Genomic DNA, 12,031 nt, shown 5'->3' on the forward strand with positions numbered 1-12,031 from the left:
AAAGTGCGCCTTTTAAGGTTTAACGCCAGCCCAGCTCAGGTGCCACATGGGTCAGGATGCTTTCCATCACATGCGCACAGTAATCGACACCCAACTGGTTCGGGATAGTGAGCAACAGCGTATCGGCTTCGGCAATCCCTTCGTCCTGCGCCAGCTGTTTAATCAGCAGCTCTGGCTCTGCTGCATAGCTGCGACCGAAGATGGCACGGGTTTTCTCATCAAGGAAGCCCACAGAGTCTTGATCCTGGCCACTGCGACCAAAGTAAGCACGGTCAATATCATTAGTCAGCGCAAAGATACTGCGGCTCACTGAAACACGCGGTTCACGCTGGTGTCCAGCCGCTTTCCAGGCTTCACGGTAGGCACGAATCTGTTTCGCCTGCTGAATATGGAACGGCTCGCCGGTTTCATCATCCTTCAGCGTCGAACTTTGCAAGTTCATGCCCTGCTGTGCTGCCCAAACTGAGGTTGCATTTGAACCGGAACCCCACCAGATGCGCTCACGCAGGCCTTCTGAGAACGGCTCCAGACGGAGCAGGCCCGGCGGATTTGGGAACATCGGCTGCGGATTCGGTTTGGCAAAACCTTCACCGCGCAGCACTTCCAGCAGTTCCTCAGTATGGCGACGTCCCATATCAGCATCAGTTTCGCCCTCTTTCGGGTTAAAACCAAAGTAACGATAGCCTTCGATCACCTGCTCCGGGGAGCCGCGGCTTAATCCCAGCTGCAAGCGTCCGTTAGAAATCAGATCTGCCGCACCGGCATCTTCCGCCATGTACAGCGGGTTCTCATAGCGCATATCGATTACGCCAGTACCTATTTCAATGCGGTTGGTTTTGGCACCGACTGCCGCCAGCAGTGGGAAAGGCGAGCTTAACTGACGCGCAAAGTGGTGTACGCGATAGTAGGCGCCATCCGCGCCCAGCTCTTCCGCCGCCACGGCTAAATCGATGGATTGCAGTAAAACATCCTGAGCGGAACGGGTCGCTGACTGCGATGACGGGGTCCAGTGACCAAAGGACAAGAAGCCAATCTTTTTCATAGTGAAATTCTCCAGGGGGGCCGCACTGGCCCGCACGTGATGCATTACGTTTCGATGGAGAAAGGTTACGCCACGCAAGAGGTGACTGATAGCCAATAGTTTTCGCGCGCTTCATCAACTTTTTTGCATAAGTCATAAAAACACGGTCTTTGTGTTTATCACGGTGATCAATCATCGTGCGCAGAATTTTCCCGGTTTTGCAGGTTTAGGGTATCCGCATGGCAAACGACTATATCAACGCACAGCAGCGCGAAGTGGTGCATCAACTGGGCCGCAGCTGGCTGTGGCGCAGTGAACTGCCCACCTGGGCTTTGATGGTGACGGTGTACGGCGGCTGGTTCGCCTGCGTGATTTACTGGCAAACGCTGGGACTGTTCGTGACTACCCTGCTGCTGATCGTGTTGACCACCTGGTATATGTCGCTGCAACATGAGCTGATCCATGGACATCCCACGCGCTTCCCACGGCTCAACCAGCTGTTTGGCATTCTGCCGCTGGCGGTGTGGTACCCCTATGGGCTGTATCGTGATTCGCATCTGGCCCATCATCGTAATCACACTCTGACCGAACCGGATGAGGACCCGGAAACCTATTACCTGTCACCGGAACGCTGGGCGCAGCTCAAACCGTGGCAACAGCGCGTCATCCATCTGCGTAATACCTTTCCCGGTCGTTTGCTGTTAGCACCGTTGCTGGATATCGTGGCTACGCTGAAAATGATGCTGCTGGCGCGGGGCCGTGCCGCGGTTTCAATGTGGGTAATTCATTTGACGCTGCTGGCTGGGCTTTTTTACTGGATGCAGCAGCAAGGATTGTCGCCGCTGTGGTTTGTGGTTGCGGTCAGTTATCCAGCGCTGGCACTGACGAAAGTACGCTCCTTTTACGAACATCGCGCAGAAGAGGCGCCACTGGCACGTTCTGTTAACAACGAAGCCGCGTGGCCGTGGCGTTTGCTATTTCTGAATCTCAACTATCATTCTGTACATCACGATCTGCCCGGTTTGCCATGGTACGGCCTGCGCAAAGTCTATTTGCTGTATCGCGACGGCTACCATCAGCGCAATCACGGTTTCCGCGTCGCCGGTTATGGCGAGTGGTTGCTGCGCTTCTGGCGCAAACCGGTCGATGTAAACGCCCATCCGGGAACGAACAAGGATGCACAGCATGCCGATCATTTCATTGCCAATGTACGACATCCATCATCCGACGACGCTTGGCCTGACCACAGCGCTAACGACGCTGTTGACCCAACGCGACGTGCTGGCTGAGGTTGAGTGGCACAACGATCTCTTACCCCACTGGCGCGACGACAATGTGCTGTTGAGCCAAACCTGCGGCTATCCGCTGGTCGCTTTGCTGCCTGATGTGCAACTGGTTGGGGCATTTCAATCCAGCGCACAGGGTTGCGAGGGATTACGCTATCGCAGTTGGTTGGTGGCGCGTAAGGAGGATGAGGATCTCACTTTGCGTGATTTTCGCGGTCGTCGCGCGGTGTGCAACAGCGAGGATTCGCACTCAGGCTATAACTCACTGCGCTATGTGATCGCCCCACTGGCTCGCGCTGGCACGTTCTTTAGTACGACGCTGCTGAGTGGCAGTCATCGTCAGTCTTTGTCCGCGCTGCGTGAACAGCGTGCGGATATTGCGGCGATCGATTGCATCACCTGGGCACTGCTGCGTGCTCACCATCCTGAAGAATTGGCCGGGTTAGAGATCATCGGCGAAACCCCGCTGTGCGCCGCCCTGCCACTGATCACCTCCGCGAAAACAGATGCCGCCACCCTTGAGCATTTGCGCAGCGCCCTGACCGAACTCACTACGGATAAGAAGTATCAGCCGTTGCTGGCACAGAGCCTGATCAGCGGTTTTGCGGTGCCAGAACGCGCATTCTACGATGAGGTGCAAGCGTGGGAAGATCAGGCAGCGGAATACGGTGTGACGGCGTTGTGATAGGAGGGTTAGCGACCAGATATTTTGTATGTCTGTCTGGTGCCCTGCGGTTAAATGATGCGCGATAAATCGCGCCGCGACACCTTGTGCGGCGCTTTAACAGATTATTACGCCACCTGCGAACGGCGCTGGGCGGCAAACTGGTTCTCCGGCTCGGCTAATCCCAGGTTCGCACGCAAGGTTTCCCCTTCATACTCGGTGCGGTAAATACCGCGCGCCTGCAGCAGCGGGATCACCTGTTCAACAAAATCATCAAAGGCATTCGGTGTGCCGCCGCGTACGATAAAGCCGTCGGTTGCACCTGCAAGGAACCACTGCGCTAGTCCGTCTGCCACCTGCTGTGCAGTGCCGAGGAAACTCGGACGCGGAGTGGCTTCCTCCAGCGCGGCCTGACGCAAGGTTAAACCGCGCTGGCGCGCACTCTGCTTAATCTTATCGGTGGTGCTGCGGAAGCTGTTTGCGCCGAGATCGCCAATCTCCGGGAAGGGTTCATCCAACGCATATTGGCTGAAGTCATGGTGTTCAAAATAACGGCCCAAATACTCCAGCGCTTTATCGATGGTCACCAACTCGGCGGTTTGCTGGTAACGCTGCTCAGCTTCCTGTTCGGTGTCACCAATGATCACACTGATGCCCTGGAACACACGAATATCATCGGCATCACGGCCGCGCGCCACTAAGCGACGGCGCACGTCTTCACGGAATTCTCGTGCCTCTTCCAGCGTCTCCTGGCGGGTGTATATCGCATCCGCTGCTTCTACCGCAAAGGCTTTCCCCGCTTCCGAAGCGCCTGCCTGAAACACGATGGGGCGTCCCTGCGGTGAGCGCCCGACGTTGAGCGGCCCCTGAACCGCAAAGTATTGACCTTTGTGATTCAGAGTATGCAGTTTGCTCGCGTCAAAGAACTGCCCGCTGGCTTTGTCGCGCACAAAAGCACCTTCTTCCCACGAGTCCCACAGCCCTTTCACCACCTGAAGATATTCGCTGGCCACACGGTAGCGCTCATCGTGCTCAGGGTGCGTCGCACGGGAAAAGTTTTTCGCGGAACCTTCCAGCGGGGAAGTCACCACATTCCAGCCCGTGCGCCCATGACTGAGATGATCGAGGCTGGCAAACTGACGTGCTACGGTAAACGGCTCGCTATACGAGGTGGAAAGTGTCGCCACTAATCCGATGTTTTTCGTCACCAGCGATAACGCCGAGAGCAGCGTTATTGGCTCAAAGCGGTTAAGGAAATGCGGGATTGACTGGGGTGTAATGTACAAGCCATCGGCAACGAAAAGAAAATCGATCTTTGCTTGTTCGGCTTTGCGCGCCAGATCCAGCACGTAATCCACATTGATGCTGGCATCCGCCACCGCGTCAGGATGACGCCATGCCGACATATTGCCGGATACACCCTGGATGATGGCGCCTAACCGCAGCTGGCGTTGTGTCTGACTCATGTCGTGCTCCTCTTATACGTGTGCGGGCTGCCAGTCAGGGATGACCGGCAGCGCCTGAAGTAGTTTTTGTGTCCACGGATGCTGTGGGGCGGCAAAGACTTGCGTTAGCGCCCCGCTTTCGACGATTTGACCGTTTTGCATCACCAGCACGCGATCCGCCAGATGCTGGATCACGCCAAGGTCGTGAGAGATAAACAGCAGTGCGGTGCCATGCTCGGCCTGCATCTCTGCCAGCAGATCCAGCACCTGTGCCTGCACCGACACATCCAATGCGCTGACGGGTTCATCCGCCACTAACAGTGCCGGATTGGGGGCGAAGGCGCGGGCAATCGCCACGCGTTGCCGTTGCCCACCTGACAGCTGTTGTGGATAGCGTTGCAGAAAGCGATCGCCAAGCTGCACTTCATCCAGCAGTTGCCGCACGCGCTGACGCCGTGCGTCGCCATAAATCCCCACGCTGTCGAGACTTTCACCGATGATTTTCTCGACCGTGTAGCGTGGATCGAAAGAGCTGAACGGGTCCTGCGCGATCAGTTGTAAACGCGCACGGCGCGCGCGACGGGCTTTCTCTGGCAGGCGGTCCCAGCGTTCGCCTTCAAGTTGCAGCGTGCCGCTATCGGGTTCGGTTAAGCCCATCACCACTTTCACTAACGAGGTTTTGCCCGATCCAGATTCTCCGACCACACCCAAAGTTTCCCCGGCATGCAGTGTGAAATTGATGTTGTTCAGCACCTGCCGATCGCCATAGGCTTTATTCAGGTTAATACCCTGCAGCAACGGTGCATGACCCGGCTGTGGACGTGGCGGCAGCGGCGTGGGTTCTGCAGCACTGAGCCGCAACCCACGGGTGGTCGGTGTTGGCACCGCGCGCAACAGGCGTTGCGTCCAGGCATGCTGAGGGCGTTGCAGCAGCGGGCCGCTCTCACCCTGCTCTACCACTTCGCCATCACGCATCACCAGCACACGATCCGCCAGCTCAGCCACCACCGCCAGGTCGTGGCTGATCAGCAGCAGGCCATGACCCTCGCGACGGCGTTGTGCCAGCAGCTGCAAAATCTGACGCTGCACGGTCATATCCAGCGCGGTGGTGGGTTCGTCAGCAATCAAGAGCATCGGACTGCCCGCCAATGCCGTGGCAATCAACGCGCGCTGGCGCTGGCCACCGGAGAGTTGGTGCGGATAGCGCGCCAGGCGACTCTCGGCATCATGAATACCTGCCGCTTTCAGCAGGGACAGACTCTTCTCCTCAATCCCTTCACGATGCCCAGCGGCATTCAGTGCATCACTCAGCTGTTGTCCAATCCGGCGCAACGGATCGAGTGAAACCAGCGCATCCTGCAATACATAACCGATGCGCCGACCGCGTAGTGCGCGCCAGTCAGCGCGGTTAGCCTTGCGCATATCGCGACCATCAATCATGAAGCGCTCTGCACTGATCTCCGCCCCCTCGGGCAACAGGCCAAGCAAACTGCGTGCGGTCAGGGTTTTACCCGATCCAGATTCCCCTACCAGCGCCACGGATTCACCTGGCCATACCTGTAGGTTGAGATTTTTCACCACCTGCTGTGGGCCAAAGCGAATGCTGAGATTTTGAATATCAATAAATGGCTGGCTCATGCGCTTCTCCCTTCAAAACGGGCCTGCCAATAGCGGCCCAGCGTGTTCACCGCAATCACCGTCAGGGTGATAAATACCCCCGGCCATACGGCAATCCACCAGGCATTGCGCAGATAGTTACGCCCTTCCGCCAGCATCAAGCCCCATTCGGCGGTCGGCGGTTGCGGCCCCATGCCGAGAAAGCTCAATCCGGCGGTGCCGATAATGGCAGTGCCGAGACCCAACGTGGCCAAGGCCGGCACTTGCGCGATGGCATGTGGCAAAATATGGCGAGTGATCAAAGTGAAGCGTGACAAGCCAAATGTGCGCGCCTGCTCGACGTAGCCAGAGGTCATCACCGTATAGGTTTGTGCACGCACCACGCGGGCAAAACGCGGCACCGACGCCACGCCAAGTGCAATGATCAGATTATTGGTGCCCGGTCCGGTAAAGGCGATCAGCATCAGTGCCAGCAGCAGATCCGGAAAGGCGGAGATCACGTCCACCGCACGGCTTAACAGCTCATCGATCACACCACGCGCCAGCGCGGCAAGCAGACCCAGTAAGGTGCCAAACACCACCGCCAGGGCCATGGCGGCTACGCTGATCAACAGCGAATAGCGGCTACCGTAAATGACGCGAGTCAGCAGATCGCGTCCAAGCTGATCGGTGCCCAGCCAATGTGTGGCGGAAGGTGGCAACTGGGCATTGACCGGATCGGCTAACAGCGGATCGCTGTGGGTGAGCACACCTGGTGCTATTACCGCGATGGCGAGTAAAACCAGGTAAAGCAGTGCCAGCCAGACAGCGCTGGGTAATGTGGCGGGTAGCCTTTGCAGTGCGGCAATCATGATTTGTTCTCCCCACGCAGACGCGGGTCGATCCACAACGACAGGATATCGACCAGCGTACTCATCACCACGTAGATCAGCGCCGAGAGAATCGCCACCGCCAGCACCACGGGCAGGTCTTTGGCTAACACGGCATCAACGGTCAGCTTGCCGAGGCCTGGGCGACCAAACACCTGTTCCGTAATCACCGCGCCGCTCAGCAAGCCCCCCACCAGCCAGCCGGTTAAGGTCACCGCCGGTAATGCGGCATGCCGCAGCGCATGGCGTAAACGTATGGTGGTTTCCCCCACGCCCCAGGCGCGCAGTGTCAGTGTGAACGGGGCATCCAAAGCGCGCTCCAGTTCACGTCGCAGCAGCTGTGCAACCACCGCACCTTGTGCCAGTCCCAGCGCCAGCGCGGGCAACACCAGCGAAGATAACGATCGATCGCCAGCCACCGGGAACCAGCGCAGCGTGAAGCTGAAAATAAACAGCAATACGATGCCCATCCAGAAAGAAGGCGTGGACGCCAGCAGTAGCTCAACGCTGTTGGCAACACGGCGCCCGATACGGCGATGTGCCGTTCCCACAGCAACGGCCACGGCGAAAATAATGCTCACCAGCAGTGCCGCCAGCGTGAGCTTGATGGTCGGCCACAGCTGGGTCGCCAGCAGATGGCTGACTTCTGTGTTGAGCATGTAGGAACGGCCAAAATCGCCGTGCAGTACTCGCCACAGGTAGTGCAGATACTGCCACCACAGCGGCTCGTTCAGCCCCCATTCGGCTCGGATCGCTGCTTCAATCGCCGGGGTGCGTACCTGCTCACCAATCAGCAAGCTGACGATATCACCGGGTGCTAAATGCACACCGAGGAAGGCCAGTGAGACGGCAGCCCACAGCACCAGCACACCTCCCAGCAAGCGGCCGATAATGCGGCGCGACAGTTCACCGCGCCAAAGGGCCGGCTTACGCGGTCGTGGTGCGCGGGTTACGATGCTTTCCAGACTCATCTTCGCCTCCTGATTAATGGTCACTTAGCCAGATGTCGTAAGCGTTCTCCGGCATCTGCTTATAACTGCGGAAACCTGCACCCTGCACATAGCGGGCTGCCGCAATCTGGTCTTCCGGTTCATACAACGGAATCGCCAAAGCCTGCTGCGCCAGTGCGTAGTGTTGCAGCTGGCTGTAGAACTTGCGGCGTTGGTTGATATCCAGGGTGGCGGCAGCCTGATCGAGCCAGCCGTTAATTTCCTGACTATTTACCCGGCTGTAGTTGATCGCCCCGCCGGCATTGACCGGGCGGTAGTGGTTTTCAATGTCGATACCGTCGGTTTCGGTATTTGAGTTAGCGATAGAACCGAAGTGGCCGCTGTTACGCACCTCGGCATAGGTGCCGGAATCGACATAACGCAGTTTGATTTCGACACCGAGACGTTGACGTGCCTGTGCCTGAATCGCCTGTAGCAACACATCACGCTGATCGCGCACCGTGGCCTGCGCCTGAATTACTTCAATGCTCAAGCGCTGACCCGCTTTGGCGCGGAAACCGTCACTATCACGCGTTTGCCATCCTGCATCATCGAGCAGTTTATTGGCCGCCGTCGGGTTGTTGCCGTACTGCCCTTCCAGATCGTTGTTGTAGAGCGGGTCCACGGGTGAGGTGATGCCCCACGCTCGGGTACGTTCGCCGCGATACACCGACTTCAGCAACGGATCGATATCCAACCCTTGTAGCAGCGCCTGACGCACCTTCACATCCTGCGTAGGGCCATACTCCACGTTGAGAAATAACGAATAGGGTGTACCGGTGTTGAGGGCGTGCTGATAGGTGAAATCCGCACTGTCTTTAAACTCGCTGGCATCATTCCCCGAGATGCCTTCAATCACATCCAACTGTCCGGAAAGCAACGCGCCGGTACGTACCGAGGATTCTGGCAGGAAGCGGTACGTCACCCGTTCCAGATATGCCGGACCCTGGTGATGTGCCGTCGCCGGAGCCCAGTTGTAGTGTGGATTGCGCACCAGTGTTAGCTGCTGCCCCTTTTCGTAGCTTTCGATGATAAAAGGTCCGGTCCCGGCGATATCTTTACCGCCCGCTTTGAGCTGTGGGGAGTGCCAGCTAGCGGGAGCCAGAATCTGCAGCTTTGCGGCAAACGAGAGGAATGGCGCATAACCCTCTTTTAGGGTGATCACCACGGTGTCGTTATCGGGTGTCTCAACGCTGGCAATGCGTGCGCTCAGGGCGCAAATGCTGGTTCCGGCGCAGTATTTTGGATCCTGAACCTGGCGGAAGTTGTCCGCCACCGCGCGGCTATTCAGTTTCTCACCGTTCGAGAAAGTGACGTCAGGACGCAGCGTGAATCGATAGGTTTTCGCGTCCGGGCTTACTTCGTAATCCGTCGCCAGCCACGGCACAAAACTGCCATCGGTGCGGCGCGCCAGCAGTGATTCCCACACATTACGCAGTGTGACTTCAGCTTTTGACTGCCCATTTAACTGCGGGTTTAACGGTGCCGGTTCAGTTTCTACGCCATAGGTGAGTGAACCGCCACTGCGCGGTTGTTCTGCGGCCAACGTCGCCGTCGTGATCAACAGGCACGCCAGCCCCAGTGCGAGCGTGATTGAATTCGCTTTCATAATGTCCCTGTTATTTTAACTGCGGTAAATCAGGCAATATTGGCGATGGGCTGCGGGTGGAATTCCTTTTTCAGGAACACCAGAGCTTCGCCCAATGCATTGGTTCGGTGATAGAAAGGCTGATAGCCACGACGCAGATAAAGCTCGCTCAGCCATGGATGTTTAGTGGCCGTCGCCAGATAGACACCTGGCGCTTTCAGTGTCTGTTTCAGCAGTGTGTCTTCGGCGTAGCTGATGATTTCACGGCCATAACCCTGCCCCTTGTAATCGGGGTCCACAGCAAACCAGTGGATAAACGGTAATGAAGAAGGCGCATCCGTCTCTTGCTGCCATGAAAAACGTACCGTCACGGTCGCCACTGCTCGCTTCCATTTGCGCAGCACCAGCACCGTTTCCTGTTCAATGACACGACGGACTTGCTCCACGTTGCCCTGCGAGATGGTGAAATGCACATCCAGCGCCACCAGCGAGGCGTACGCCCGTTGTAACAGGGCAAATATTTCTTCGGCATCGTCGGGGGTTGCGACCTGAATAGATTGGCTCATCTGCGGGTTTCCTGAATTAATCTTCAGGGAATTATTGAAATCCGGGGAATTAAAGTAAAACGAGAATAGTGGCAATCGATTTGTTAATTGTGGGAAATAACACCCTCGATTATTCGGCATGCAGCATAGCGGCAAAATTTATCGCGCGCCGATGAGCATTAAAGCTGCTTTTCATACACGCGCAATAAATCATGCCGCTACAAATCGTTTTTATGGATCAGTGTTTGCTTAACCACACATCGTAAACGCTTTCCGGCATCTGTTTATAACTGCGGAACCCATAACCGTGCACATAGCTGGCGGTGGCCAATTGATCTTCCGGTTCGTACAGCGGAACCGCTAAGGCCAGCTGCGGCAGTGCGCGCTGTTGCAGTTCACTGTAGAACTGACGGCGCTGTTGCAGGTCCAGCGTTGCGGCCGCCTTATCCAGCAAGGTATTGATACTGGCATCGTTGACGCGACTGTAGTTAATCGCCCCCCCCTGGGCTATCGGCCGATAGTGATTCTCAATATCTACGCCATCGGTCGGCGTGTTGGAGTTAGCAATGGTGCCGAATTTGCCGCTTTTTCGCACGTCCGCATAGGTGCCGGAATCCACATAGTTGAGCTTGAGGTCGATGCCTAAACGTTGACGCGCCTGTGCCTGAATCGCCTGTAACAACACGTCTCGCTGGTCACGCACCGTGGCCTGTGCCTGAATCAGTTCAATGCGCAGGCGTTCGCCATTTTTAGTGCGGAAGCCTTCGCTGTCACGCGTTTGCCAGCCCGCTTCATCCAGCAGCTTGTTAGCAGCATCCGGGTTATTGCCGTATTTACCTTCTAATTCATTGTTGTACAACGGATCAATTGGCGAAGTAATGCCCCATGCGCGCGTACGTTCACCGCGATACACTGATTTCAGCAGCGGGTCGATTTCCAGCCCCTGCAACAGTGCCTGACGCACTTTCACATCCTGGGTCGGACCGTATTCGACGTTGAGGAACAGCGAGTACGGCGTACCGGTATTGAGCGCGTGCTGGTAGGTGAAATCGCTGTTGTCTTTGAACTCACCGGCATCGTTGCCGGAAATCCCTTCAATGGCATCCACCTGGCCAGACAATAGCGCGCCAGTTCGCACCGAGGATTCTGGCAGGAAGCGATAGGTGACGCGGTCAAGATAAGCTGGCCCCTGATGTTTAGCGGTGGCTGGTGCCCAGTGGTATTTTGGGTTCTTGACGAAGGTTACCTGCTGGCCCTTCTCATAACTTTGCAGAATAAATGGCCCGGTGCCCGCAATCTCTGGGCCGCCGGATTTCAGCTGCGACGATTTCCAGCTGGATGGAGAGAGGATTTGCAGGCCAGCGGCGAAGGAGAGGAACGGCGAATAAACCTCTTTCAGCGTGATCACCAGCGTATGATCGTCTGGTGTTTCAATCTTGTCGATGTGCGATCCCATCAGGCACAGGCTGGTGCCGGCGCAGTATTGCGCCACCTGAGTTTGACGGAAATTTTCAGCCACCGCGTTCGCATCCAATTTTTCACCGTTGGAGAAGGTGACATCGCGGCGCAGGTTAAAGCGGAAAGTTTTGCTATCCTCGCTGACCTGATAGCTTTCGGCCAACCAGGGCACAAAGCTGCCGTCAGGACGGCGTGCCAACAGCGATTCCCAGAAGTTACGCAGTGTGATCTCGGCTTTGTCCTGGCCGTTCAGCTGCGGGTTAAAGGTGGTGGGTTCGGTTTCTACGCCCACCGTCAGGCTGCCACCGGTCACCGGTTTATCGGCGGCAACAACGTGAGGTGCGCCGCTGAGCAAACTGAGGCCCAGTGCCAGAGAAATTGCATTTATTTTCATATTATCCTTGGTGATAGCAGGTGTTATTTTTAATCAGTCCGATTTCGGTCTGTTTTTAATTTCCGCTAAATTATTAAAATCCGGATAAATAAATGTAAAACGACAATAGTGGCAAAGGTTGTGATGAAATGATTTAAGGCGGGAAATAAAACCGT

The 12,031-nt window shown here is 56.5% G+C and carries 10 protein-coding genes; 2 read left to right on the forward strand and 8 right to left on the reverse strand.

All coding sequences use genetic code 11. From position 1 onward, the window contains the following. Window positions 1-19: 19 nt before the first annotated feature. Complete coding sequence (locus VI01_RS11480; protein WP_045815195.1) at window positions 20-1,042, reverse strand: LLM class flavin-dependent oxidoreductase; 1,023 nt, start codon at window positions 1,040-1,042, stop codon at window positions 20-22. A 218-nt stretch (window positions 1,043-1,260) separates the two neighbouring features. Between VI01_RS11480 and VI01_RS11485 the strand changes: the two genes are divergently transcribed. Continuing rightward, window positions 1,261-2,310: a fatty acid desaturase gene (locus VI01_RS11485; RefSeq protein ID WP_045815196.1), complete on the forward strand. Its 1,050-nt coding sequence runs from the start codon at window positions 1,261-1,263 to the stop codon at window positions 2,308-2,310. After that, the gene (locus tag VI01_RS11490; protein WP_369801872.1) at window positions 2,207-2,992 is read left to right on the forward strand and encodes a phosphate/phosphite/phosphonate ABC transporter substrate-binding protein; all 786 of its coding nucleotides are present in this window, start codon (window positions 2,207-2,209) and stop codon (window positions 2,990-2,992) included. Before VI01_RS11485 ends, VI01_RS11490 begins: the two co-directional genes overlap by 104 nt. 107 nt (window positions 2,993-3,099) lie before the next feature. Here the strand turns inward: VI01_RS11490 and VI01_RS11495 are convergent, their stop codons facing one another. The 7 genes from VI01_RS11495 to VI01_RS11525 form a co-directional block, all read right to left on the reverse strand. Continuing rightward, window positions 3,100-4,437: an LLM class flavin-dependent oxidoreductase gene (locus VI01_RS11495; protein WP_045815197.1), complete on the reverse strand. Its 1,338-nt coding sequence runs from the start codon at window positions 4,435-4,437 to the stop codon at window positions 3,100-3,102. Window positions 4,438-4,449: 12 nt separating this feature from the next. Then, complete coding sequence (locus VI01_RS11500; protein WP_045815198.1) at window positions 4,450-6,054, reverse strand: ABC transporter ATP-binding protein; 1,605 nt, start codon at window positions 6,052-6,054, stop codon at window positions 4,450-4,452. After that, window positions 6,051-6,884 (reverse strand): ABC transporter permease, encoded by an 834-nt coding sequence (locus VI01_RS11505; protein ID WP_038646077.1) that lies wholly within the window; start codon window positions 6,882-6,884, stop codon window positions 6,051-6,053. The genes VI01_RS11500 and VI01_RS11505 overlap by 4 nt, the downstream gene beginning before the upstream one ends. Next, window positions 6,881-7,873 carry an ABC transporter permease gene (locus tag VI01_RS11510; RefSeq protein ID WP_038646076.1) on the reverse strand — a complete coding sequence of 331 codons (993 nt, stop codon included), beginning with the start codon at window positions 7,871-7,873 and terminating at the stop codon, window positions 6,881-6,883. The genes VI01_RS11505 and VI01_RS11510 overlap by 4 nt, the downstream gene beginning before the upstream one ends. Window positions 7,874-7,886: 13 nt before the next feature. After that, window positions 7,887-9,500, reverse strand: coding sequence for an ABC transporter substrate-binding protein (locus VI01_RS11515; RefSeq protein WP_045815199.1), 1,614 nt, complete (start codon window positions 9,498-9,500; stop codon window positions 7,887-7,889). Window positions 9,501-9,529: 29 nt separating this feature from the next. Further along, window positions 9,530-10,045, reverse strand: a complete 516-nt coding sequence (locus VI01_RS11520) for a GNAT family N-acetyltransferase (RefSeq protein WP_045815200.1) — start codon at window positions 10,043-10,045, stop codon at window positions 9,530-9,532. 217 nt (window positions 10,046-10,262) lie between these two features. Then, entirely contained in the window at window positions 10,263-11,876 is a 1,614-nt protein-coding gene (locus VI01_RS11525; RefSeq protein ID WP_045815201.1) for an ABC transporter substrate-binding protein, read from the reverse strand. Window positions 11,877-12,031: the final 155 nt, after the last annotated feature.

The organism is Pantoea sp. SM3 (assembly GCF_000963995.1).
Taxonomy (GTDB): domain Bacteria; phylum Pseudomonadota; class Gammaproteobacteria; order Enterobacterales; family Enterobacteriaceae; genus Pantoea; species Pantoea rwandensis_B.